Source organism: Alteromonas sp. RW2A1 (assembly GCF_001886475.1).
GTDB classification, from domain to species: domain Bacteria; phylum Pseudomonadota; class Gammaproteobacteria; order Enterobacterales; family Alteromonadaceae; genus Alteromonas; species Alteromonas hispanica.
The window spans coordinates 3756268-3779641 of record NZ_CP018031.1 but is presented as its reverse complement, the minus strand read 5'-3'; the positions used below and the strand labels follow the sequence as shown (position 1 = coordinate 3779641).

Genomic DNA, 23374 nt, shown 5'->3' with positions numbered 1-23374 from the left:
ACAAATAATCTATAAGTGCGCTTGTAACGCGCACTGTGTCCCTCATAATATAAAACTGCGAGATAAGAATAATAAATCGCAGTATTCTCTAATCCCTATGGAAACCATACATGTTTTTACTTGTTGTGTACGTGTTTATTGCACTTGGCTTTTCGTTTCTGTGTTCAATTGCAGAAGCGGTTATTTTAAGTGTCTCGTCGGCCTATATCTCAGTATTAGAGAAAGAGGAACGGCCTAGCGGAAAATTACTTCGCAAGCAAACTGATAATATCAATACGCCTTTATCGGCTATTCTTACGCTGAACACTATCGCTCACACTATGGGCGCTGCTGGTGCTGGTGCTCAAGCCGCATCTGTCTTTGGCGAAGCCTATCTAGGTGTCATTTCTGCTGTGTTAACCCTGCTTATTCTTGTGTTCTCCGAAATCATTCCAAAAACTGTGGGTGCTACCTATTGGCGTGCCCTCGCTCCAGCAACGGCCTACTTTTTAAAATATCTGGCAATTGCGTTGATGCCGTTTGTGAAAATGTCGGAGTTGCTTACACGAGGCTTCAAAGAAGACAGCCCGTTAAGAGGATTAAGTCGCAGTGAACTGCATGCAATGGCCGAACTTTCAGGCCAGGAAGGGCAGCTTGCTAATCATGAAGCTTCATTTCTACAAAGCTTATTAAGCTTACACGAGCTTCGTGTTAAAGACGCTATCACTCATAGAACTGCACTTTTCTCGGTGTCTGAATCAATGACAGTAGAAGCTTTTTTTCATAAGCACTCTAATATCGAATTCTCGCGTATTCCTGTGTATGAAGATAACGATTCTGAAAACATTACCGGTTATGTAATGCGTTCAGATTTGTTAGTTGCGCAAGCCCGCGGTAATACAGATAAACCACTCTCAGAGTATGCCAAAAACCTCGTTACTATTTTGAATATTATGCCGCTCTCGGTGACGTTTGAGCATTTTATAGATAAACATGTTCACATGCTGTTGGTCGTTGACGAATATGGTGGTCTAGAGGGAGTCATAACGCTTGAAGATCTCTTAGAGCGACTGCTCGGCGTTGACATTGTTGATGAGAAAGACACCACAGTGAGTATGCGACGTTTGGCGAAAATGATGACGCGCCGAAAAGAAAATATGATGATTAAAAATGTGCCAGATGCCTCCCTTGAAAAGCAGAATAGTAAGCGCTAGGTGTCAGGCCGTATGTCTATACGGCTGCAAACTGTCTAATTAAATTATGATAAACATGGTGAAGCCGATCAAGCTGCTCCCTATTGGCACTCTCGGTGGCAATGAGAGATTGTATTGCTTGGTCTAATTCAAAAAGCGTTTGGCGAATTTGTGGGTCGCTTATCATACTTTGTATCCAAGTGATCGCGGCAACACGCTCGCCTTTGGTAACAGGGGTAACCTTGTGCAGGCTAGAAGATGGATACAAAACAGCGCTCCCTGCATCGCATTTTATATGTTGTTCTCCAAACCCGGTTTGGATAACCAACTCTCCTCCATCGTAGGTATCTGCATCACTTAAAAATATTGTCATAGACATATCGCTTCGCAGCACATCGGGTGTATTAGGAATACGCATGATGGCGGCATCAACGTGATACCCGTAATTCTGTGACTCACTGTAACGATTAAAGCAGGGAGGGAATATTTGTTGAGGTAATGCTGCAGAAACCACTTTAGAATGGTTTCCTAACTTGGCAAGTAACAAGTTAGCTAGATGCTGCGTACGCTCATGTTGTGCGTCGGCCTGACCGTTATTTTTAACTCCTGCTGCCATGCCCATAGCCGTCTCTTTTCCATCGTTAAATGGAATTGACGCTAAAGCTGAGCGAAACTGTTTTACTTCATCAGAAGTGAGTAGGTTATCAATAACGATCATAGCTCGACACGTTCCTTGTTTAATTAAAATTGATAGTTGACGGTAGCGGCAACATTGCGGCCATCACCAAGATACATAAATGATCCAGAGCGATAAGCTGCTGTCCAATATTCCTCGTCAAGCGCATTGCCGACATTCAACCGAAAGGTGGTTGATTCTGAATAATAGTAGTTCGCAAACAAGTTGATAACTTGATAGCTCGGCACACGGATAGAATATTCGCCTGCATCAGCGTTAAAGCTTGCGGCTGTATCTGGTTGACCGCCGTACATTTCAGACTGATAGCTGTAATCACCGCCAAATGCAAACTTCTCATTGGGCTGGTAACGCATTTGAACGTAAGCACTTTTATCTGCAAAGTTGCTTAACGCAAGACCTACATTGTCTGCATCAAATGAAGCGAGAACTTCTGAGTCCATTATTGCTGCTGAAGCTTGTATGCTTAGCTTATCAGTAATATCGCCACTGAGCCCAAACTCTACCCCTTCAACTCTATTCTCACCAGTATTTAATGATCCCAGTGTTGAATAAGCATCGCCAACGCTTTCGTGTACATCGGTTTTAGTAATGCGGAAAACAGCCGCGTTTGCACTTAGCTTCTCGTCAAACAACAACCATTTGGTTCCCAGTTCAATATTCTCAACTTGCTCTGGATCTGCTTGTGCAGCTTGTTCTGGTGTTCCGCAAAGCCCACCGTAGCCACAGTTTGCACCTAAATCTGATTCACCGCCGTTTATATTAGTTGCAGTACTGTAAGAGGCATAAACATTACCATTTTCTGAAACTTCATATACCAGCCCAAAGTGGCCATTATAAAGCTCGTCTGAAAACTCAAATATCTCGGTAGACGTCTGGTTTGTATAGTCGTAACTATCTAAGCGAACGCCGAAGAAAACGTTAAGCGCATCGGTTAGCTCAAAGGTATCCATGGCGTAAAGGGAATAGGTTTCAATGTCAAAAAGAGCATCCGCTTCGCCACGCGTGATTTCCTTACCCATTATACTATTAATGTCATCGGCTAAGTTGCCATTGGCATCGGTAATACAAAAGCTGTTAGACACACCGCGTCGTCCATCAGTTAAGCAATTAGTGTCGTTAGCATAGTCAACGGCAAAAACACCATTGTCTACTGATTCATCAGTATACTCAAAACCGAATACAAAACGGTGTTCTGTGCCAGCCAATGAGGTGTCCCAAAATAAGTTGAATTGCGTGGTGACATAATCAACATCTTGCCAACCCTGGTGATTACTTAAGGTGAGTGTGGATTTGCCTGGCGCAGTTGGGTCTGTATCAGCGCGAGTAGCGCGACTTAATCCTGTAGTAACGTATTCATTCTCTGTTTTACCAAAGCGGGTGGCGTTGTAAAAACGAACGTTATCGCTGATATCGTATTCGGTGCGCAGAGTGAATGTTTTTACTTCAGAATTCATGAAGTCTTCGTCTTGTGCATACACCGGAATATCTGTAAGTGGCTCTCCCGCATCTCTATCGAAATAGCTGCCTAAGTCAGGCTTATCTTCAGCGTTTAAATAGTAAACATCACCGGTAAACGACAAGCTATCGGTAGGCTGATTAACATAAGAAAGCTGTACGCCGTCTCTGTTGCGTTCAATGCCCTCTCGACCCGGCATATCTTCTGAAGAGGTTAGGGCGTTTAGTCGAATGGCGCTATCTTCAGTCAGTGTTTTGTTTAAATCGGTGGTTAAGCGAACATGCTCATCGGTACCAATAGCTGCATCGACACGGCCAAAATTATAGCTGGTAGACGCTTTTTTAGTAATTGAGTTTACTGCACCGCCAGATGAACCGCGGCCTGCAAAGGTCGAGCTTGGACCCTTTGTTATTTCAACGCGCTCAGTGGCAAAGCTTTCGCGAGTTGTCATGCCGGGATCGCGCAGTCCATCAACAAATACATCGCTTCGCGCTTCATGACCCCGAATAATATAGCGATCGCCAAAGGCGTTACCATTTTCGCCAGTACCTAGCGTTACGCCAGCCTGAGCTGAGAGAATATCTTTCAGGTCAGTTTTACCACTTTCCTGAATTTGGTCTTGAGTAAGCACACTAATAGTTTGCGGAGTATCTACAAGGTCAGCAAGACGTCGAGGATCGCCAGATTTGGCGTAACGATAAATAGACTGTTGAACACCGTGAATACGAATAAGCTCAATGGCTTTATCGTCGGTCGTTTTGCAATCCTTATTATTGGTACTCTCGCATTGGTTTGTGCTTTGTTGGGTACCTTTCGAATCTCGTACTGGGGTTTCAACCTGAGCAAGTGTAGCAGTAGAGCCAAAGGTTAAAGCGGCAGCAATTGTTTGCGCACCCATCATGAGTGTTGTTGTGTGTTTCATTTTGCATCCCTGTGTGTGTGAGGAGGGCGGATTATAGGGAAGGAAAGATTATATGTAAATATTAATGCGAATAGTTATCATTTATATATCTAATAGCTTATATGTTTTACCTCTGTTCAGTCAGGTGAGGTTTTCAGTAAATAAACGTAAAAAAACAAAGCTAAGTCGCGCACAGGTTAAAGTTTTACCGTGGATTGCGGTACACTAGAGGCCAATGTCAAAATATGTAAATGACACAAAAACAAATATAAGAATCAAAACAAGTAAAAGTGCAGATTTATGCAAACAAGCAAAATGCACTAACCGCATGTAACTCAATCTCACCTTTGCAGATTAGCTGTAACACTCACAACATGGGTATTTCATGAAAGCGTTGGACATAAAAGGATTAACAAAAACCTATAAAGGTGGCGTAAAAGCACTTAAAGGGGTAGATCTCAGTGTACAAGAAGGCGACTTTTTTGCGCTACTAGGGCCTAATGGGGCGGGTAAATCCACCACCATTGGTATTATCAGCTCGCTAGTTAATCAAACGGAAGGCTCTGTGTCGGTATTTGGTTATGACCTTACCACTCAAAAAGAGCAAGCGAAGGCGTGCATAGGCCTGGTGCCACAAGAGTTCAACTTCAATCAATTTGAAACCGTGCTCCAAATTGTGCTCAACCAAGCAGGCTACTACGGTGTACCGCGGGGTATTGCAAAAGAGCGGGCTGAAAAATACCTTTCGCAGCTAGATTTGTGGGAAAAGAGAGACGCTCGCGCAAGAGAACTCTCTGGCGGTATGAAGCGCAGACTGATGATAGCAAGAGCGTTAATGCACGAACCCAAATTGTTGATTCTCGACGAACCAACCGCCGGCGTAGATATAGAAATTCGTCGCGCTATGTGGGTATTTTTAGAAGAGATAAACCGTCAGGGAATTACCATAATTCTCACCACGCACTATCTTGAAGAAGCTGAGATGCTGTGCCGCAACATTGCCATCATCAATAAAGGCACTATTGTTGAGAACACCAGCATGAAGTCACTGCTGTCTAAACTCAATGTTGAAACCTTCGTACTTGATGTGAAGCTGCAAGAGCAGAGCAACATGGACGCCCTTAATCTGCGTAGCGTCGACTATCGCTGGATAGAGAGTCATACCTTAGAGGTGGACGTAGAGAAAGCCGAAGGGCTCAACCCTGTGTTTGCTCAGTTAAGCGAGCAGGGTATTCAAGTCATGAGTATGCGTAATAAATCCAACCGTTTAGAGGAATTGTTTGTTCGTTTGGTAGAGTCAGCGAAGCAGGCGGAGTGAAGTAATGAGTGATGAAACTACACATATGAATGAAGAGAAAAAAATCAGCTGGGTAAAACAGAATTACGTAGCGTTAACTACCATTTGGATTAAAGAATGTACCCGCTTTTTAAGAATTTGGGTTCAAACACTCGTACCACCAGCAATTACCATGAGCCTCTACTTTGTTATTTTCGGCAGCCTTATTGGAAATCGCATCGGCCAAATGGGCGGATTTAGCTACATGGAATTTATTGTTCCTGGGCTAATAATGATGTCGGTTATTACGAGTTCTTACTCAAACGTGTCGTCGTCCTTTTTTAGCGCTAAATTTCAGCGCAATATTGAAGAGTTGCTGGTATCGCCGGTTCCTACCTCGGTAATCATACTCGGTTATGTTGGCGGCGGAGTGGCTCGCGCTATCCTCATTGGTATTATGGTAACCATGGTGTCGCTGTTCTTCGTTGACGTTCAAATTTACAGCTTGGGCATTATTGCTCTTACCGTATTACTTACCTCGACACTCTTTGCGACAGCTGGCCTTATCAACGCCGTGTTTGCGAAAACCTTTGATGATATAAGTGTGGTGCCCACTTTCGTGCTTACCCCGTTAACTTACTTGGGCGGTGTATTTTATTCCCTTTCTTTGTTGCCAGAGTTTTGGCAAATAGTGAGTAAGGCTAACCCGGTTGTATACATGGTGAATGGCTTCCGGTATGGCTTCTTGGGTGTTTCAGATGTGAATATTACGCTGGCGCTGGGTTTGCTGGTGGGCTTTAATGTGCTGTTATTTAGCATTGCTTATTACTTACTTAAAACGGGGAAAGGAATTCGCAGTTAATGTCAGACGGTAACTCACGGTCTATCACGACAAATCAAGTAGGCATTCACGACAAGTTAGACGAGCTTGTTGTGAAATATCAGGCATCGACTAATAAGAGACCTATTGGAGAGCACACTAAGCACGCTTTTAGCGAGGTTTGTGAGTGGCTTGACGGTTTCGCTGGACCCATTATTCTTGACTCTTGCTGCGGAGTAGGTGAAAGCACAGCCAATATTGCAAAAGCTAACCCAGAAGCCCGGGTAATTGGTATTGATAAGTCAGCGCAGCGGGTGGAGAAGCACAGCCATTATTCCGTTGAGCAAGAAAACTACCGCGTAATCCGTGCAGATGTTATCGATTTTTGGCGCTTAGTTCGAAGTTCTAATTGGCAGGTGGTAAAGCACTACTTACTGTATCCCAATCCATACCCCAAAAAAACGCAAATACAAAAGCGCTGGCACGGCAGTGCAGCCATGGTGGATTTCATGGCAATAACCACCAATATTGAAGTGCGCAGTAACTGGCTTATTTACTTGATGGAATTTGCTCAAGCGGCTGCCCACTATGGCTGCCTTTCAGATCTCGCGGAAATAAAAAGCAGTCATGCAATGACACCTTTTGAGCGTAAATACACTGGCAGTGGACAAACTTGCTGGAAGCTTAATTGTCGAAGCGAAGAGAGTTAAGCTCCATTTTTTCATTGTTCGCCATCTTAAGCGCGAAGGGTTAACTGCTCAATGCTGGTACGCATTGGCCACGTGTGCAACTGGCGGGCTAAATACATAACCTTGAGCATATTTAATGGGTAAACGCTTTACGTCGTTAAGCAGTTCCTCGTTTTCAATATGCTCAGCAATCACCGCAATGCCTTGATGTTCACACAGCATAAGCAGATGGTCGACGTATTCCCTTACTGCGTCTTGCTGTTGATAGTGCTTAATTAGCCCGCCAGCAATTTTAATCCCTCTCACAGGAAGGTTCATCAGCGCTTTAATATTGCCAGGGCAGGAGCCAACATTATCAATAAACACCCCTAGGCCGCTATGCATACCTTTGTCAATAAAGGCTCTCAGTTGCTTCGGATTGTCCAAAGCAGTCGATGCGCTTACTTCGATACTTGCTCGTCTTGGGTTGGGATAATCTGCAAGTTCAGCAATAAGAGAGTGAATGAGGGATTCATTATGGAGATCTTGAGCAGAGATATTAATGTTCCACGGAATGTTGAGATCGTGAAAGTAACTCGCGCTTTGCAAGAACATGCTCGCCGCCAGTGTTTTAACGTGCTGCTCTCGCTCTATTAAATATAAAAATTCGTTGGGCAAAAATGTTTTGTCGTTGTGAGTAATTAATCGGGCCAAACACTCGTAACGCCACACGCCTTGACTGTTCAGGTCGACAATAGGCTGAAAATACGGAACGATGTCGTCAATCGAAAAATCTTCTGATATTTCACGTATTGGCATAAACAAGTTACCCCGTTTTTACGTATTTATTCATAATTAAAATATAGCAGTAAATCTGACATGTGCCGTGCTTTTGCCAGTAGCAGCGTGCGGCATCGCCAAAAGTACAATTAAATGCTGCTGGTAACCACTTGGCGAAAATTGTAATCTGATGTAAAGTGCGTTCCCCTAAAAGTCATGTGACCGCGGCATGAAAGTGAAATGAAAACTTTCAGGGCGGGTAACCAATGGGTTTAGTTAAAGCGTATTTGCTGCCTTAAAGTAGCCTGCGAAAAAACTTAAAGTAGCCTGCGAAAAAAGTAGTGCAGAACTACCTTAAAAGAAGATTAGAGTGGGGTTGGTCTGGCATAACACCGCCTACTATGTTCGTTGAGAGTCAGTTTTGTTGAAGATGAAATGGGTTCCCAGCGAATTAACCTTATATATGTTTGTTGAGAGAGGGTGTGTTTAGTGGGTGAAGCGCAAGTAAGTTTAGAGCACCTGTTTAGGGTCTTTACCAAGCCTGAACACAAAGACTCAAAGCTAGCTCAGATTGAGCAGCATTTATCAGACAATATTCTAGATTTTCTGTCTCAACACGTTGTGACGAAAAAAACGTCGTTGGAAGAAGTTGAAAAAGACTTCTCAAATTCCAAGGTGCCAGAATCACCGGAATTCGTATCAACCCATGCTGAAAGCTTACTTGATAAGCTGGTGGCTCATTCTGTAAATACTTATTCCCCTACCTTCATTGGGCACATGACATCTGCTTTGCCCTATTTTCACCTGCCACTTTCTAAACTTATGGTGGGGTTGAACCAAAACCTAGTAAAAATAGAAACATCAAAAGCCTTTACGCCTCTTGAGCGCCAGGTAATAGGCATGATGCACAATTTGGTGTACGACCAACCTGAGAGCTTCTATGACGAGCATCTTCACAGCGCGGCACATTCGTTAGGTGCGTTCTGTTCTGGTGGCACCATCGCCAACATTACAGCGTTATGGGTGGCGAGGAATAAGTTATTAGGGCCACAGAAAGGTTTTGCCGGCGTAGCTAGGGCTGGGTTAGCAGCTGCATACCGTTTTCACAACATCAATAATGTGGGCATTATGTGTAGTAAGCGCGGCCATTATTCTTTGTCCAAAGCCGTTGATGTGCTGGGCATTGGGCGCGAACAGTTACTCACATTACCTGCGCCGAATCAAACCTTAGACCCTGAAAAAGCGCTGCGTGCCGGCAAGCGCTATCAGGAAGAGGGCAATAAGCTGCTCGCTATCGTAGGCGTGGGCGGTACTACTGAGACTGGCCATGTCGACCCGCTGAACGAACTTGCCGATGTAGCAAAAGAATTGGGCTGTTGGTTCCATGTCGATGCTGCATGGGGAGGAGCAACTTTGTTCTCTTCTCGCTATCGCGATCGTCTCAAGGGTATTGAGCGCGCAGACTCGGTAACTATAGATGCACACAAACAAATGTATGTGCCTATGGGCGCAGGTATGGCGCTATTTAAAGACCCCGAAAATGCCAACACCGTAAGGCACCACGCGCAATATATATTGCGTGAAGGCTCGAAAGATCTCGGTGCAACTACCCTTGAGGGGTCGCGTAACGGTATGGCTATGATGGTTTACTCGGCGCTGCATATCTTTGGTCGCAAGGGCTACGAGTTGCTCATTGACAGCAGTATCGACAAAGCGCACGACTTTTCGGCCATGATCAATAAGGCGCAAGACTTTGAATTAACCACCACCCCTACGCTTTCTTTGCTCACCTATCGCGTTTGCCCCGCTGAAATTCAACAAATTTTAAAAACTGCATCGCCTAGCATGCAAAAAGCTATTAATGAGAAAATTGATGCTTTGGTGGTTGCGGTACAAAAACAACAGCGAGAGGCGGGTAAGTCGTTTGTTTCTCGAACGCGGCTAGAAGCGCCAGATTATCCGTCGCAATGTATAACCGTATTCAGAGTTGTGCTGGCGAACCCACTCACAAGCCACAACGACCTTGCGGCGATCCTAGCCGAGCAGCATATCATTGCGAAGAAAACGAAAGCATGGCGCTCGCTTATAGACTTTGTAAACAGCAACGACATGCAGAGTATTGCGTAAATGCACAGCTAGAGTAAAAGCCGGAAAATTCAAAACTGTTAGGTAGCAAGGTTAGGAAATAACGCTGAGAAATAACGCTACCTATCGTTCAACGTGCAAGTTATCTATCAAACGCGTGGAGCCCATGAATAGGGCGGCTACAATGGCGATATGTTTATCGGCTGAAGTTGCTGGCTGTAAGGTGGTGGCGTTTACAATGCGGACATAGTCGTTTTTAAACCCGCGGGTTTCAAGGTTTTCCACCATAGATTTCTCGATATCAGCAAACGATAACTGTCCCTCTTCAATCAAGGCTTTTGCCTGCTGCATTTCTTTATAAAGCGAGCGTGCGGTGTCTTTTTCTTTTTCACTGAGATATCCATTACGAGAGCTCATCGCAAGGCCTGAAGACTCTCTCTCAGTTGGCACACCATGTACATTTACGGCCATAGATAAATCTCGCACCATGGTGCGAATAACCTGCAGCTGCTGGAAGTCTTTTTCACCAAAAAACGCATCGTCAGGCTGGACCATATTAAAAAGCTTGCTCACCACTGTGGCTACGCCACGGAAGTGACCTGGCCGACTGGCGCCGCACAATACATCGGAAATGCCGGGCACTTCTACAAAGGTTTGCGCCTGAAGGCCCGAAGGGTACATATCGCTGACACTAGGTAAAAACAGAGCGTCCACACCGTTTTCAATTAGCTTGGCTTGGTCGGCTTCTATCGTTCGAGGGTAGGCATCAAGGTCTTCGTTAGCGCCAAACTGCATAGGGTTAACAAAGATACTTACAATAACAATATCGTTGTGTGCTTTTGCCCGCTTGACCAGTTTTAGATGACCATCGTGAAGGTTGCCCATAGTAGGAACAAAGCCAATAGAGCTGCCGTCGCGTCTATAGCTTGCCACCAATTGACGCAATGATGAAATATCACTCACTATTTGCATAGAATCCTCTCGTTCAGCTTTGTTTTTTATTTATTTTGCTTCTCAGTAAGGGGCTATATGCCCTAGTCAAAGCTGTGCTGGGGCGAAGGGAATTCGCCACATTTTACTTCATCAATATATTGTGCAACGGCTTTGCGCATGTCGCCGGTTTCAACCAAGTAGTTCTTAGAGAACTTCGGCATATAATTGGCGCTGATACCAAACATATCGTGCATCACCAAAATTTGACCGTCGGTGTCTTTGCCCGCACCAATACCAATCACTGGAATGCTCAATGCTTCACTAATCATTTTTCCTAAAGCAGAGGGGACGCACTCTAGCACCAAAAGTTGAATACCGGCTTTCTCTAGTGCCTTGGCTTCTTCGAGCAGCTTTTGCGCCTGTTCACTGTCTCTACCTTGCACCTTAAAGCCACCAAATACATGAACAGACTGAGGGGTGAGGCCTAAATGTCCGCATACGGGGACGCCTCTTAAGTTTAGCCCTGAGATAGTGTCACACAGCCAACTACCGCCTTCCATTTTAACCATGCTAGCACCCGCAGCCATGAGAACCGCAGCGTTTTGGTAAGTTTGTTCAGCAGTGGCATAAGACATAAACGGCATGTCAGCGATAACAAAAGCCCGCTGTGTGCCTTTTCTTACGCTTTTAGTATGGTAAGCAATGTCTTGTATAGTAACGGGTAAGGTGTTGTCTTCACCTTGTAAAACCATGCCCAACGAGTCGCCAATTAGCAAAGCATCTATGCCTTGTTCATCAAACATTTTCGCAAAGCTGGCGTCGTACGCAGTTAAAGAGGTAATCTTTTCACCCGCCTGCTTTTTCTTAAGCAGGCCAGAAACAGTAACTTTCTTCATGACATGGTCCAGATATTTATATCGTGTGGCGAACTATACGGATTTTGCCGTTAATTGGAAGTACGCAAGCGGCGTAAGCCATCGAGAGAGCAGTTAGCAACCCAGTTAGCAATTGGCTTTCCATCTTTCATCACCATGGTCGGGGCTATTTCAAATAAGGGCACCATGACGAACTCTCGCTCGGCCATGCCATAGTGAGGAATAATTAAATCTGCGGTATCAATCTGTTGACTTCCGTACAGCAAGATATCTAAATCTAATGTACGAGGACCCCATCTATCACCCTTTCGCTCTCTTCCACATTCCAGTTCAATACGCTGTAACTGCTTTAAGAGGCTGTGGGGCTTTAACGTTGTTTCTATCAAACATACAGCATTGATGTAGTCTGGCTGGTCCTGAGGTCCCATGGGCTTACTTGCATACAGTGAGGACCTCTTTAGAACGCGGGTATCTTCAAGGTTGCCAATAGCTTCAAAGGCATTATTTGCCTGGCTTTCGCTATCTCCAAGGTTACTTCCTATACCAATATAAACATGCTCTTTATGCATCAGTGTCTCTCTTAGCAGGGCGGCGCTTGCGCTTTTTGCGAGGGGCTCCGCCTGAGCCTTCTGAGCGTTTAAGAGCGTTTAACATGCTCTTTTGTTTTCCATTTTCAGCATGTTGAAAATGAGTCCACCATTGGGCAAGCTCTAATAGTTCGCCGCCTTCTGTTTGTCCTCTAGCGAGTAAGAAGTCGTAGCCTGCTCTAAACTTAGGGTGAGTAAGCAACTGAAATGCTCTGCGGCCAAAACGCTTGGGTAAACGCTGCTGCAAAATCCAAATATCTCTTACCACCGTTGAGAAACGCTTCGGGATCATAATGCGCTGAGTTTGCTTTGAAATAACTTCCCCAGAGGCGATATTAAACGCATCATGAGCGTTAAGCCCCGATTCTAACTGTAATCGCTGTGAATGCTCTTCAACTGGATACCACAATAAGGCCCCATATAAAAAGGCTGGGGTAACCCGCTGCTCGTTGTTAATCCGCTCATCTGTGTTGGCAAGTACACGACGCACAAACTGCATTTCCTTGCTGTTTTCGTCTTTTAGGAACGGCGCGAGCTGAGGGAACAGTTGGTCAATTAAACCAAACTCTCGCATCATCAAAAAGGTCTCTTCACCCTTGCCAGATAAGAACAGCTTGAGGCTTTCCTCAAATAGGCGCGCGGGTGGAATGTTTTGCAGCAAGCTCGCTAGCTTCTTAATGGGCTGCGCGGTAGATGGCTCGATACGCATAGATAGCTTAACAGCGAACCGCACAGCGCGAAGCATGCGTACAGGATCTTCTCGATATCGGGTTTCTGGATCGCCCATAAGGGCAACTTCGCGTTTCTCAATGGCGGCAAGGCCATTTGCAAAGTCTTTTACCGTAAAGTCTGCCACGCTGTAATACATGGCGTTGAAGGTGAAATCTCGGCGTTCAGCGTCTTCTTCAATAGAGCCAAACACATTGTCTCTTACCAGCTGGCCGTGTGCATCTTGAGAGCCCGTTGCTTTATTTTTCGGCGTTTCATCACTCTCATCGGTTTCTTGATGATGCCCCCGGAATGTAGCAACTTCGATGATTTCTCTACCAAAAACAATATGAGCAAGGCGAAATCGACGGCCAATAAGACGGCAGTTTCTAAATAGGCCTTTAATCTGTTCTGGGGTGGCATTGGTCACCACATCGAAGTCTTTAGGCTCGTAGCCCATCAATATATCGCGTACGCAACCTCCGACTAAATACGATTCGAAGCCTGCTCCGTTAAGGCGGTACATGACCTTTAACGCATTTGCACTAATATCTTCACGAGAGATTCCATGCTCACCCCGAGTCATAATTCGAGGTTTTAATGTGTTGTCAGACGAGGCATCTTTTGAGAATGCACGCTTAACAGATTTGAAAACACGATGAATGATGGCGATATCTCCGCAAAATATTAAGGATGGCTATAATAAGTGGATTCATGCTGAGGAACAATAATTTCGGGCGTTTTCACTACTTTTTTCCTATCCCATATCGAAATAGCGTAAGACAAAAGTGCGTCTACCGAATCGAAGTCTCGTGTTTTAACATCGCAGAACCCTAAAAATTGAAGTGCCGCTGCAATATTTTCTAACGCTCTGGCGTTATTAATAGGGTTAGCGTGATTCTGCTTGCTTAATTTTCTTCCTGGCGCGACTGCTGCTACGGGAACATGTCCATACTGAGGTGCAGTAAATCCTAACGCCTCATAAATACTTAAATGAAGAGGGGTAACCTCTATTAAGTCGCAGCCTCTAATAATATGCGTCACCCCTTGATAAGCGTCATCGAGTATAACCACTAAATTATAAGAGAAAAGCTGGTCTCTGCGTTTTATCACCACATCTTCTGAAGGACGAGGCGAGAGCGCAATGTCCTCCATAATTACATCGGTGGAAGGTAAAAGCTGACCATCAAGCTTTAAGCGCACTGCGAGTTCGTGCTCGACGGGAACAAGATTTTTGTCGCGACATTGCCCGTTATAAATACCGCCCATTGCCGTAATCATTTTCCGCGTGCAGCTGCAATAATAAGCTCGCTGGTCATCTAATAGTGAGTTGAGAACCTGCTGATAACGTTCGTGCTGCTGGCTCTGATACAGTACTGCACCGTCCCATTTCAATCCGTGGGCTTCTAAACTCATTAATATTTCGCGGTCGGTTCCAGCTATGCATCTAGGTTCGTCGATATCCTCCATTCTTACCAGCCATTCTCCGCAGTGATGCTTAGCATCCAGGTAGCTTGCTAGTGCGGTGACTAATGAGCCAAAATGAAGCTGACCCGATGGGGAGGGAGCAAAGCGACCTGTGTATTTTGCATCGGTAGGCGACATCGATTGCGGGTTAAGCATGCTTCGGGATTATAAATAAAGAAGCGCAAGAAGGTAAGCGACAACAGGGCTTATGGCGTGTGCATACACGTGGAATACTAAAAAGCCCCACCATACCGTGGCGAGGCTTTTTAATTGACGAGCAAATCGACATAAACATCGATAGATTCAAGGTGATAAAAATCAGCCTTGAAGCTGCTTTTCTTTAATTTCAGCCATTGTCTTACAGTCGATACATAAGTCGGCTGTAGGGCGAGCTTCAAGACGACGAATACCAATTTCGATACCGCATTGGTCGCAGAAACCAAAATCGTCTTCTTCAATACGCTTAAGCGTTTTTTCAATTTTCTTTATTAGCTTGCGCTCGCGGTCTCGCGTGCGTAGTTCCAAACTGAACTCTTCTTCTTGTGCTGCACGGTCGACGGGATCAGGGAAGTTCGCTGCCTCATCTTTCATGTGCGTTACGGTGCGGTCAACCTCTTCGCGAAGTTGGTTACGCCACGCTCTTAGCAAAAGACGAAAGTGTTCCATTTGGGGGTCGCCCATGTACTCTTCGTCTGCTTTAGGCTGATAAGGCTGTAGCCCCGCCAGCGCTAATAGTCCTAGGGATTTTGTTTCTTTTCCTGTTGGCATGTGCCACATCTCCTACACTACGACATCCAATTTTTCCCAATTGACCGATATCTATATCAGACTCGACAACCTCAGGCAATCAATTGTGTCTATGTAATTATTATGCTGGTATCTCTTTTTACGATTAGCCAGCTTGGCTACCAGCAAACGCATTAGTGCGTTCTCCCACCAAAACAAGGCGCAAATATGAAGCCGAAATGAAAAAAATCAACCTATTTTTTATAAAATAATAGGGAGTGATTGATTTATCTCGATTTTTTGTTCATTAATCACGCAGCCCATCGCCAGTATTTTTACACCTGCACGAGCGGCTATCTTTACGCTTTCAGCGTAGTGCGGATCAATATGCTTGGCAATACTGACAGACTCTATGGCGGTATGCTGTACACAAAACAGCAACGAGGTGCTAATTCCCTCATCGGCTAAGCGTGCCAGTTCCAAACAATGCTTGGCGCCTCTCTGGGTTACAGCATCAGGAAAATATCCTCGTGGGCCATCGGCCAGAGTGACAGATTTGACCTCTACATATTCCACTTCGCTGTTTCCGGTAGTGTCGTTTCGAGTTATCGCAAAATCAAATCGACTATTTGCTGTAGGGGGTGTTACTTCTGCTTTCCAGCCTGATAAGTCAGAAAATTCCTCAATCACCTTGTTATTCAGAGCTTCTGCCACCAACTTATTAGCATTGTGGGTATTAATTCCGATAAAGTGGTCGTCGAATGTTTTCGCCACTTCCCAAGTATATTTTAATTTACGTTTCGGGTTATCAGACTCACTTAGAAAAACGGTATAACCTGGCTCAGCGCATCCTGTCATTCCCCCAGTGTTAGGGCAGTGGGCGGTGACAAGCTGGCCGTCCGCAAGCTCGACGTCTGCAAGAAAACGTTTGTACCGTTTTATCAGCGTACCGCGTATAAGCGGTTGTGAAAAATTCATGATTCTCCTTACATTGAGAGAACAAAAGTGTTGTAAGCAATACCGGCTGGTAAGATTACTAACGAAAAAGCCGATTGCCCAGCATAATGAAAGCGAACAACAGTATATAAGGATTAAAACATAATGGCAGAATTTACCGTTAGTCTTTCTAAAACCTCAGCGAAAGCCGCATGGGGAGACAATGCAAAACTCTCTTTCGTAGAGTCGGGGGCAGTTATTCACCTTCCCGACGATGGCGTTAACGAGCGCACCATCCAACAAGCGGCAAGAAAATTAGATGGCTTGGGTTTACCTCATGTTGCGCTAACAGGCGAATGGAGCAAAGAGCAGCAGTGGGCATTTGCGCTAAGTTTCACACGAGCCAGAAACCCAGCCAGTATCTCTTGGGCAAACAACGACGATAAAGCGGCGTTAGAGCAAGAATATGCGGCACTATTGTTCACCAGACAATTGGTAAACGATACGCCTGAAGATTTGAGCCCGGAAACACTGGCCCAGCGCGCAGCCGACTGGCTTAAATCATTGGGTAAAGAAAACGTAAGCTACACCATGACAGTGGGAGAGGAACTCAAAGAGCAAGGCTGGGTAGGCATTTACAACGTCGGCCGCGGAAGCGAACGACCTCCTGCAATGTTAGTGCTTGACTATAACCCAACAGGTAACAGCGACGCCGCAGTCGATGCTGTTCTTGTTGGTAAAGGTATTACCTTTGACAGCGGCGGCTACAGCATAAAATCAAGTGAAGGCATGCTTGATATGAAATGTGATATGGGCGGTGCTGCCACGGTTACAGGGGCTTTAGGCCTAGCAATAACCCAAGGAATAGAAAAGCGAGTTCAGCTTATTCTGTGCTGCGCAGAGAACTTAATTAGCGGTCACGCATACAAGTTGGGGGATGTGCTTACTTATAAAAATGGCGTGACTGTTGAAGTGGTTAACACCGATGCAGAAGGACGCCTTGTGTTAGCCGATGGTCTTATGGCAGCGACAGACACCGGAGCACCACTGATTATCGATGCTGCAACACTGACAGGGGCGGCTATGGTAGCTTTAGGCTCAGATTATCACGCAGTTTTTTCAATGGACGACTCTGCCACACAGCAAATGATGGATGCTGCTAATGCAGAAAATGAGCGCTTCTGGCGCTTACCACTAGAACCATTCCACGCCGATCGCTGTCCGTCAGCATTTGCCGATACGGCCAACAGTCGCCCGATGAAAGGCGGCGGTGGTGGTGGGGCGTCTAATGCCGCAGGATTTTTGTCTCGCTTTGTGAAGCCAGAGGGGTGGATACACTTAGATTTGGCCGCGGCATACCACGGCGGTGCCACTGCTGAAATGCCAGTAGGTGCTACTGCGAAAGGAATACGCTCAATTGCACGGCTTTTACACAACTACAGTGCGTAGAGCATAGGTTTACCAAGTTAAAGACAAAGCAGTAAGGGAACGTGACAACTACGTTCCCTTTTCATTTGAAAAAGCTTGAATGTATCAGATGCCGCCTAATCGCTCTGCAAGAGTTTTGTAACGTTCAACATCGGCACTGTCAAAAAGCGGTTTACCATCGGTGTCCTTTTCTTTTGATATCAGAAGGCTCTCTCTTTCCAAACGTTCCACTCTTACATCTTGAACGCCGAGAAAAGCGGCAACTTCGTTCACTGTCATCAAGCTCATTGTTTCTATTCCGTATGCTGTTTTTATTGTGTATTTTCGCTGCTAGCTAAATTTTTAGCCATGGTTTATCTAGCATAGTCAGACTAGAAATAAATGCCTAATTTTTTATCTAAACTTGTTTCAGCATTTATCTGTTTATTGACAGGCCTTTCGCAATAACTTGTATGTAATACGATGTAAGGAGAGATAATTTTCATAAACAACTGCGGGGAGGCTAATTTTGCAGTTAAATCACATAAGCTATTTTTAAGCGCGCGCAGTTAGTTTACCATTGCAACGTTTAACCAAGGCTTGGCGCAATCTCAGCATCTTTAGAGCCTTTTTAGCTTCTTTAACTACCGGAGATAACTGGCATGGATACATGGTCTGCTGCTGTAATGCTTTTTCTGATCATGGATCCCTTGGGCAATTTGCCTGTGTTTATGTCGGTGTTGAAGTCTATAGAGCCTAAACGAAGACAGTTTATTTTGATCCGCGAGCTTCTATTCGCTCTGGGTATCTTATTCTTGTTTTTATTTAGTGGTCAGTCCGTTCTCAATTTCTTAAATGTGGAACAAGAAACCGTGAGCATTGCTGGTGGTATTATTCTGTTTCTCATTGCATTGAAAATGATTTTTCCTTCTTCGGGAAACCCAAGTGGTCTTGCGGTGGGCGAAGAACCGTTTCTCGTTCCTCTTGCCATTCCCATGATAGCTGGGCCCTCAACCCTTGCTGCGCTAATTCTGTTAGCAAATCAGTCGCCAGATCGCATGGTCGACTGGTCTATTGCGCTAGCAGCGTCTTGGTCTATTAGTGCTGTTATTCTGATGTTTTCGAACGTATTTCATAAAATATTGGGAGAGCGTGGTTTAGTTGCCATGGAGCGATTAATGGGTATGATCTTGGTTATGATTGCCATTCAGATGTTACTTGATGGTGTTACTAAATACTTTATTCATGCCGCTGGAGCACTTTAAATGGCAAAGCAAAAATTAAATACATTTGGTCGGGTGAGAGCATTAGAAGGCTTTAAAGCCATTGCTTTTGCTGCAGCGCTACTAGAGCGAATGCTACCAAACTATGCGCTATTTTGCGAGGTAACCGATTCTGGCGATGCCGCCGCGCTAAGAAATTGCCTTAACTTGGTTTGGGAAACGCTTAAGTCACCGAAAAGCAAATTCAATATTGCCGTTCAGCTTGAAAAGGTAGAGCTTGCTACACCAGACACGGAAGAGTTCGACAATTACGGTGTTTATCCTGCCATTGATGCAGCCATTGGGCTTGCCTCGTTATTAAACCTTGTTGCAGGTGACGACCCGCAAGGTGCGGTAGTGATTAGCAAACTATCTCAAGGTAGTGTTGAGGCATACTTACTTGCCACAGGGGAGGCCGATGACGACTCAGTGAAGGAGCACCCGTTAATGGCGTTTGAAGTAGAAGTGCAAAACGAAATGCTAGATTATATTGAGCAAGCAAAATCCTCAGCAAAAGCCGCCGATGAGATGCGAGCGCTCGCTCTTGAAGCTGGTATGTCCAATATTGGCCTTGATTTAAGCTAGGTCAGCACACGCTAGGCATTTTCTTGTTCTGGCGGGGTTGACTCGCCTACTTCAACAAGCATGTATACCAAAGAACCTGTTCGCTTCTCTTTAACCACATGCCAGTGGCCAGGAAGCGACAGTGACGTCAGTTCGGTTTCGTGCTCGATGTAAATCATGCTGCCTTTAGACACAATATTGGCGTTGATTATTTCACTGACTACAGGCTCTACCAAACCTTGATAAAACGGCGGGTCGATAAAAACAATATCGTACTGCGTGTCTGTAAGCTGTTTGATAACCTTCAAAGCATCGCCTTGATGGACCGATGCTACGTCTGAATTTGCTACGTTCAGTGTTTGTAGATTTTTACTCAACTGATCGCTGGCTTGCCTGTCGAGTTCTATGAAGTCACACCGTTTGGCATAGCGAGATAACGCTTCCAAACCTAAACCTCCCGACCCTGCAAAACAGTCTAAACACTGGGCATCGTTAACATAAGCCATCAACCAGTTGAACAAGGTTTCTTTGTTTCTGTCGGTAGTGGGCCTAAGTCCCTCGGCATCAAGTACCGGGAGTCGTTTTCCACGCCACTGGCCGCTAATAATGCGAATTAGCCCTCTCTTTTTCCTGTCAATTTTTGCAGGCTGACGTTTTTTTGTAGAAGATATGGCCCTAGATGGGCGAGAGGCTCGCTTCATAGTGACTGACAGTGGTATCATGCTGTTATAGATTAGACGGCAAGTGTAGCCGAATTTGTTCAGAATTTATAAGGATTTGTCCTAACAATGTCGAAACTTTTTGGCTGGTTCAGCAAGAACAAAAAAGCGGAAAAACAAAAAGAGCAGCAGGCGAAAGAGCACTCTGCAGAAGAAGCAGCAGTCTCGGCTGAAAAATCAGCTAGCGAAGAGACAGCCACAGCGCCGCAGCAAAAAGAGGAAGTACCCTCTTTAGCGTCCGAGACGACAGATGGTAACGAAGCTATACGCGATACTATTGTCGACGCTGTTGAAAGCACTGCTGAAGACGCTAATAATAACGATAGTGCACTTACTGCCGCTCCAGAAAGTATCAGTGAATCTGATTTTGTCGAGGCAACCGCAGAGCCAGCAGAAAACGATGACGCAGCAAAAAGTCAGGCACCGCTAGACTTTTCTTCTGCTGACGATGATGCGAGTGAAAGCATAAATCAAGCTGTAGATAGCGAGCAAAAACTAGCAGACAAGTCACAGGCGCAACCACCGTCCAGCAATCCCCCTACTGTTGAAGAAGCTTCCACTGCCAGTGTTGAAGATGAGTTCACTGTTACAAATACCGGCGTTGAAAATACCGGCGCTGAAGATACCGTCGCCGAAGATACCGTCGCCGAAGAGCCACAGCCAGTAAAAGAAAAGAAATCTCTCTTTGCTCGTCTAAAAGAAAGCCTATCGCGAACCAAAAAAAATATTGGTAGCGGTATTGTTAGTTTGTTTAAAGGCAAAGTCATTGATGATGAGCTGTATGAAGACTTAGAAACTCAACTGCTTGTTGCTGATGTAGGCATGGACACCACGCAAAAAATTATCAATCACCTTACCGAAAGTGCATCCCGAAAAGACTTGAAAGATGCCGAAGCACTGCTCGATATCCTAAAACAGCAAATGTCTGGAATGCTTGCTAACGTCAATGAGCCGTTAAATGACGTGTTACAGAAGCACAATGCCGAAGAGGGCCCATTTGTTATTTTGATGGTGGGCGTAAACGGTGTGGGTAAAACCACCACTATAGGCAAGTTAGCCAAGCAGTTTCAGCAACAGGGCAAGAAAGTCATGTTAGCAGCGGGCGACACCTTCCGTGCAGCTGCGGTAGAGCAATTGCAAGTATGGGGCGAGCGTAACAGTATTCCCGTTATTGCCCAGCATACAGGGGCAGATAGTGCGTCGGTTTTATACGATGCCCTTGAAGCCGCAAAGTCCAGAGGCTCTGATATTCTGATTGCGGACACCGCAGGGCGTTTACAAAATAAAGATAACCTTATGGAAGAGCTGAAAAAAGTGGTTAGGGTAATGAAAAAGCTTAACCCTAACGCGCCACATGAAGTTATGTTAACGCTAGATGCCGGAACTGGCCAAAATGCAATCAGTCAGGCCAAGTTGTTCAACGAAGCTGTAGGCTTAACCGGCATAACGTTAACTAAGTTAGATGGCACAGCAAAAGGCGGCGTGATTTTCTCTGTAGCCGATCAATTCGGCATACCAATTCGATACATTGGTGTGGGCGAGGGAATTGACGACTTACGTCAGTTTGACGGTGAAGAGTTTATTGATGCCCTGTTTAGCGAGCTAGATACGCCAGCAAGTTAGGGTATTCAAGTTTTAGGATGTAAAAATGATAAAGTTTGAGCAGGTAAGCAAAACCTATCCCGGCGGCCAGCGGGCGCTCAGCAAAGTGAATTTTCACATTGCGCCTGGCGAAATGGCGTTTTTAACCGGTCATTCCGGGGCCGGTAAAAGTACCCTGCTTAAACTTATTAGTATTATGGAACGACCTACAGTGGGGCGTGTGCTCATTAATGGTCATGATCTCAACAAAATAAGCCGCCGGGATATCGCGTTTATACGCCGAGATATCGGGATGATATTTCAAAGCCATCAGCTGCTTATGGATAAAACCGTTGCCGACAATGTCGCTTTGCCACTGGTTATCGAAGGCTACACGCACAAAGAAATACGCAAGCGCGTAGATGCCGCTCTTGAAATGGTCGGGCTCAGAGACAAAAGCCGCAGTTTACCCATCACGCTATCGGGCGGTGAGCAGCAGCGAGTGGGCATAGCGAGAGCCGTGGTGAACAAACCCCCTCTGCTACTCGCTGATGAACCTACAGGTAACCTCGATCCCAAACTGTCCATGGAAATAATCCGCTTGTTCGAAGACTTTAATCAGGCTGGGGTTTCCGTGCTTATTGCTACCCACGATCTGGGCTTAATTGCTCGTATGCGCTACCGCACGTTAACGTTGAAAAACGGACAAATGATCACTGATGGTCTTACTGACGGTGATAGCGGGTATACATCACAGGGTGAACGCTCATGAGTATATTGTTTAAAGGTCGGGCTAAAGGGGCTTCTTCCTCAAAAGTATCTGTTTTGCAGGGGTTTGTCATGTTCTTCGTGAGTCATGTCAGGCAAGCACTTTCGAGTTTAGGGGAGCTTTGGCGACAGCCAATAGCGTCACTAATGACTATTGGGGTTTTAGGGCTGAGTATTACTTTGCCGAGCACCCTTTATATCATGGTGAAAAATACAGAAAAAATTACCGCAGGCTGGGATCAGGCGTCTGAAATATCGCTTTTTTTAAAGCCAGATATTAGCGCTAACCGTTCACAGCAGTTAGTAGCGCGGCTTAACACATGGCAAGAGATTGAAAGTGTTGTCTATATTCCTGCCGATGATGCATTAAAAGAATTCCAGCACTTGTCGGGGCTCGGCGATGCTATTGCTTACTTAGAGAAGAACCCGCTGCCCGATGTGGTTTTGGTAACTCCCACTGAAAAGAATGGTTCGCCAAGTGCCGCAAGAGCTTTACTAGATAAATTAAGGCAGCAAAGGGAAGTCGATATTGGCAAGCTAGATATCGAGTGGCTTGAGCGCTTATATGCGGTGATAGCCATTGCGAGCGATTTAGTTATGCTTATTGGTGTATTACTGTTTATTGCAGTGGTACTGATTATAGGGAACACCATTCGACTTAATATCCTCAACAAATATGACGAAATCGTTGTCATGAAGCTCGTTGGAGCAACAGATGCATTTATCCATCGACCGTTTCTCTATACCGGCTTTTGGTATGGGTTGCTTGGCGGCTTAATGGCATGGTTTGCCGTTATTATCATTCTGTGGTGGATGGACAGCAGTATTGCAACCTTTGCAGCAATGTATCAAAAAGAGTTCAACATTACAGGCCTCACAGGAAGCGCACTATTTACCATGTTAGGGCTCTCGGTATTATTAGGACTGCTAGGTTCATTAATATCCGTACAGCGCCATGTTAGGCAGATAGAGCCTCAATAGCGAAG

Annotated in this window: 23 protein-coding genes; 11 read left to right on the top strand and 12 right to left on the bottom strand. The window is 45.3% G+C overall.

The features are described 5' to 3' along the window. The first annotated feature begins 110 nt into the window (after positions 1–110). Positions 111–1193: a CNNM domain-containing protein gene (locus tag BM528_RS16680; RefSeq protein WP_071980805.1), complete on the top strand. Its 1083-nt coding sequence runs from the start codon at positions 111–113 to the stop codon at positions 1191–1193. Between the two features lie 16 nt (positions 1194–1209). Here BM528_RS16680 and BM528_RS16675 read toward each other — a convergent pair whose 3' ends face one another. Then, positions 1210–1890: a Fe2+-dependent dioxygenase gene (locus BM528_RS16675; protein WP_071980804.1), complete on the bottom strand. Its 681-nt coding sequence runs from the start codon at positions 1888–1890 to the stop codon at positions 1210–1212. A gap of 23 nt (positions 1891–1913) precedes the next feature. Continuing rightward, complete coding sequence (locus tag BM528_RS16670) at positions 1914–4247, bottom strand: TonB-dependent receptor (protein WP_071980803.1); 2334 nt, start codon at positions 4245–4247, stop codon at positions 1914–1916. A gap of 364 nt (positions 4248–4611) precedes the next feature. Between BM528_RS16670 and BM528_RS16665 the strand changes: the two genes are divergently transcribed. From BM528_RS16665 to trmB, 3 genes are read left to right on the top strand one after another with little or no spacing between them, the layout of a single operon-like run. Beyond that, positions 4612–5544: an ABC transporter ATP-binding protein gene (locus tag BM528_RS16665; protein ID WP_071980802.1), complete on the top strand. Its 933-nt coding sequence runs from the start codon at positions 4612–4614 to the stop codon at positions 5542–5544. A 4-nt stretch (positions 5545–5548) separates the two neighbouring features. Continuing rightward, positions 5549–6364 (top strand): ABC transporter permease, encoded by an 816-nt coding sequence (locus tag BM528_RS16660; RefSeq protein ID WP_198033575.1) that lies wholly within the window; start codon positions 5549–5551, stop codon positions 6362–6364. Continuing rightward, entirely contained in the window at positions 6364–7032 is a 669-nt protein-coding gene (gene trmB / locus BM528_RS16655) for a tRNA (guanine(46)-N(7))-methyltransferase TrmB (protein ID WP_071980801.1), read from the top strand. Before BM528_RS16660 ends, trmB begins: the two co-directional genes overlap by 1 nt. Positions 7033–7080: 48 nt before the next feature. On the opposite strand, the gene BM528_RS16650 is transcribed toward trmB, so the two are convergent. Then, entirely contained in the window at positions 7081–7809 is a 729-nt protein-coding gene (locus tag BM528_RS16650) for an EAL domain-containing protein (protein WP_071980800.1), read from the bottom strand. Between the two features lie 450 nt (positions 7810–8259). Between BM528_RS16650 and panP the strand changes: the two genes are divergently transcribed. Further along, positions 8260–9897 carry a pyridoxal-dependent aspartate 1-decarboxylase PanP gene (panP, locus tag BM528_RS16645; RefSeq protein WP_071980799.1) on the top strand — a complete coding sequence of 546 codons (1638 nt, stop codon included), beginning with the start codon at positions 8260–8262 and terminating at the stop codon, positions 9895–9897. A gap of 81 nt (positions 9898–9978) precedes the next feature. Here the strand turns inward: panP and panC are convergent, their stop codons facing one another. The 7 genes from panC to sfsA form a co-directional block, all read right to left on the bottom strand. Then, entirely contained in the window at positions 9979–10827 is an 849-nt protein-coding gene (gene panC / locus BM528_RS16640; protein WP_071980798.1) for a pantoate--beta-alanine ligase, read from the bottom strand. A gap of 62 nt (positions 10828–10889) precedes the next feature. Beyond that, positions 10890–11684 carry a 3-methyl-2-oxobutanoate hydroxymethyltransferase gene (panB, locus tag BM528_RS16635; RefSeq protein WP_071980797.1) on the bottom strand — a complete coding sequence of 265 codons (795 nt, stop codon included), beginning with the start codon at positions 11682–11684 and terminating at the stop codon, positions 10890–10892. 50 nt (positions 11685–11734) lie between these two features. Then, complete coding sequence (gene folK / locus BM528_RS16630; protein ID WP_071980796.1) at positions 11735–12232, bottom strand: 2-amino-4-hydroxy-6-hydroxymethyldihydropteridine diphosphokinase; 498 nt, start codon at positions 12230–12232, stop codon at positions 11735–11737. After that, positions 12225–13544: a polynucleotide adenylyltransferase PcnB gene (gene pcnB / locus BM528_RS16625; RefSeq protein ID WP_071980795.1), complete on the bottom strand. Its 1320-nt coding sequence runs from the start codon at positions 13542–13544 to the stop codon at positions 12225–12227. The genes folK and pcnB overlap by 8 nt, the downstream gene beginning before the upstream one ends. 101 nt (positions 13545–13645) lie before the next feature. Beyond that, the gene (gene gluQRS, locus BM528_RS16620) at positions 13646–14581 is read right to left on the bottom strand and encodes a tRNA glutamyl-Q(34) synthetase GluQRS (protein WP_232230518.1); all 936 of its coding nucleotides are present in this window, start codon (positions 14579–14581) and stop codon (positions 13646–13648) included. A gap of 162 nt (positions 14582–14743) precedes the next feature. Continuing rightward, on the bottom strand, positions 14744–15193 hold the full coding sequence (gene dksA, locus BM528_RS16615) for an RNA polymerase-binding protein DksA (RefSeq protein ID WP_032094966.1): 450 nt from the start codon (positions 15191–15193) through the stop codon (positions 14744–14746). Between the two features lie 219 nt (positions 15194–15412). Further along, complete coding sequence (gene sfsA, locus BM528_RS16610) at positions 15413–16129, bottom strand: DNA/RNA nuclease SfsA (RefSeq protein WP_071980793.1); 717 nt, start codon at positions 16127–16129, stop codon at positions 15413–15415. Between the two features lie 123 nt (positions 16130–16252). On the opposite strand from sfsA, the gene pepB reads away from it, so the two are divergent. Beyond that, positions 16253–17536, top strand: coding sequence for an aminopeptidase PepB (gene pepB, locus BM528_RS16605; RefSeq protein ID WP_071980792.1), 1284 nt, complete (start codon positions 16253–16255; stop codon positions 17534–17536). An 84-nt stretch (positions 17537–17620) separates the two neighbouring features. On the opposite strand, the gene BM528_RS16600 is transcribed toward pepB, so the two are convergent. Continuing rightward, positions 17621–17803, bottom strand: a complete 183-nt coding sequence (locus BM528_RS16600; RefSeq protein WP_071980791.1) for a helix-turn-helix domain-containing protein — start codon at positions 17801–17803, stop codon at positions 17621–17623. Positions 17804–18156: 353 nt separating this feature from the next. On the opposite strand from BM528_RS16600, the gene BM528_RS16595 reads away from it, so the two are divergent. Together BM528_RS16595 and BM528_RS16590 are read left to right on the top strand one after the other, a co-directional pair. Beyond that, the gene (locus tag BM528_RS16595; RefSeq protein WP_071980790.1) at positions 18157–18759 is read left to right on the top strand and encodes a YhgN family NAAT transporter; all 603 of its coding nucleotides are present in this window, start codon (positions 18157–18159) and stop codon (positions 18757–18759) included. Beyond that, positions 18760–19341, top strand: coding sequence for a YjaG family protein (locus tag BM528_RS16590; RefSeq protein WP_071980789.1), 582 nt, complete (start codon positions 18760–18762; stop codon positions 19339–19341). A gap of 11 nt (positions 19342–19352) precedes the next feature. Here BM528_RS16590 and rsmD read toward each other — a convergent pair whose 3' ends face one another. Further along, positions 19353–20042 carry a 16S rRNA (guanine(966)-N(2))-methyltransferase RsmD gene (gene rsmD / locus BM528_RS16585; RefSeq protein WP_083595324.1) on the bottom strand — a complete coding sequence of 230 codons (690 nt, stop codon included), beginning with the start codon at positions 20040–20042 and terminating at the stop codon, positions 19353–19355. A gap of 66 nt (positions 20043–20108) precedes the next feature. On the opposite strand from rsmD, the gene ftsY reads away from it, so the two are divergent. The 3 genes from ftsY to ftsX are packed head-to-tail and all read left to right on the top strand — an operon-like array spanning position 20109 to position 23369. Then, the gene (gene ftsY, locus BM528_RS16580; protein WP_071980787.1) at positions 20109–21662 is read left to right on the top strand and encodes a signal recognition particle-docking protein FtsY; all 1554 of its coding nucleotides are present in this window, start codon (positions 20109–20111) and stop codon (positions 21660–21662) included. Between the two features lie 25 nt (positions 21663–21687). Next, positions 21688–22392 carry a cell division ATP-binding protein FtsE gene (ftsE, locus tag BM528_RS16575; protein ID WP_071980786.1) on the top strand — a complete coding sequence of 235 codons (705 nt, stop codon included), beginning with the start codon at positions 21688–21690 and terminating at the stop codon, positions 22390–22392. Continuing rightward, the gene (ftsX, locus tag BM528_RS16570) at positions 22389–23369 is read left to right on the top strand and encodes a permease-like cell division protein FtsX (RefSeq protein WP_071980785.1); all 981 of its coding nucleotides are present in this window, start codon (positions 22389–22391) and stop codon (positions 23367–23369) included. The genes ftsE and ftsX overlap by 4 nt, the downstream gene beginning before the upstream one ends. Positions 23370–23374: the final 5 nt, after the last annotated feature.

Excerpts from the sequence above, each read along its gene's own strand:
- BM528_RS16680 (WP_071980805.1), top strand. The coding sequence starts at position 111 with ATGTTTTTACTTGTTGTGTACGTGTTTATTGCACTTGGCTTTTCGTTT.
- BM528_RS16675 (WP_071980804.1), bottom strand. The coding sequence starts at position 1,890 with ATGATCGTTATTGATAACCTACTCACTTCTGATGAAGTAAAACAGTTT.
- BM528_RS16670 (WP_071980803.1), bottom strand. The coding sequence starts at position 4,247 with ATGAAACACACAACAACACTCATGATGGGTGCGCAAACAATTGCTGCC.
- BM528_RS16665 (WP_071980802.1), top strand. The coding sequence starts at position 4,612 with ATGAAAGCGTTGGACATAAAAGGATTAACAAAAACCTATAAAGGTGGC.
- BM528_RS16660 (WP_198033575.1), top strand. The coding sequence starts at position 5,549 with ATGAGTGATGAAACTACACATATGAATGAAGAGAAAAAAATCAGCTGG.
- trmB (WP_071980801.1), top strand. The coding sequence starts at position 6,364 with ATGTCAGACGGTAACTCACGGTCTATCACGACAAATCAAGTAGGCATT.
- BM528_RS16650 (WP_071980800.1), bottom strand. The coding sequence starts at position 7,809 with ATGCCAATACGTGAAATATCAGAAGATTTTTCGATTGACGACATCGTT.
- panC (WP_071980798.1), bottom strand. The coding sequence starts at position 10,827 with ATGCAAATAGTGAGTGATATTTCATCATTGCGTCAATTGGTGGCAAGC.
- panB (WP_071980797.1), bottom strand. The coding sequence starts at position 11,684 with ATGAAGAAAGTTACTGTTTCTGGCCTGCTTAAGAAAAAGCAGGCGGGT.
- folK (WP_071980796.1), bottom strand. The coding sequence starts at position 12,232 with ATGCATAAAGAGCATGTTTATATTGGTATAGGAAGTAACCTTGGAGAT.
- pcnB (WP_071980795.1), bottom strand. The coding sequence starts at position 13,544 with ATGACTCGGGGTGAGCATGGAATCTCTCGTGAAGATATTAGTGCAAAT.
- gluQRS (WP_232230518.1), bottom strand. The coding sequence starts at position 14,581 with ATGCTTAACCCGCAATCGATGTCGCCTACCGATGCAAAATACACAGGT.
- dksA (WP_032094966.1), bottom strand. The coding sequence starts at position 15,193 with ATGCCAACAGGAAAAGAAACAAAATCCCTAGGACTATTAGCGCTGGCG.
- sfsA (WP_071980793.1), bottom strand. The coding sequence starts at position 16,129 with ATGAATTTTTCACAACCGCTTATACGCGGTACGCTGATAAAACGGTAC.
- pepB (WP_071980792.1), top strand. The coding sequence starts at position 16,253 with ATGGCAGAATTTACCGTTAGTCTTTCTAAAACCTCAGCGAAAGCCGCA.
- BM528_RS16600 (WP_071980791.1), bottom strand. The coding sequence starts at position 17,803 with ATGAGCTTGATGACAGTGAACGAAGTTGCCGCTTTTCTCGGCGTTCAA.
- BM528_RS16595 (WP_071980790.1), top strand. The coding sequence starts at position 18,157 with ATGGATACATGGTCTGCTGCTGTAATGCTTTTTCTGATCATGGATCCC.
- BM528_RS16590 (WP_071980789.1), top strand. The coding sequence starts at position 18,760 with ATGGCAAAGCAAAAATTAAATACATTTGGTCGGGTGAGAGCATTAGAA.
- rsmD (WP_083595324.1), bottom strand. The coding sequence starts at position 20,042 with ATGATACCACTGTCAGTCACTATGAAGCGAGCCTCTCGCCCATCTAGG.
- ftsY (WP_071980787.1), top strand. The coding sequence starts at position 20,109 with ATGTCGAAACTTTTTGGCTGGTTCAGCAAGAACAAAAAAGCGGAAAAA.
- ftsE (WP_071980786.1), top strand. The coding sequence starts at position 21,688 with ATGATAAAGTTTGAGCAGGTAAGCAAAACCTATCCCGGCGGCCAGCGG.
- ftsX (WP_071980785.1), top strand. The coding sequence starts at position 22,389 with ATGAGTATATTGTTTAAAGGTCGGGCTAAAGGGGCTTCTTCCTCAAAA.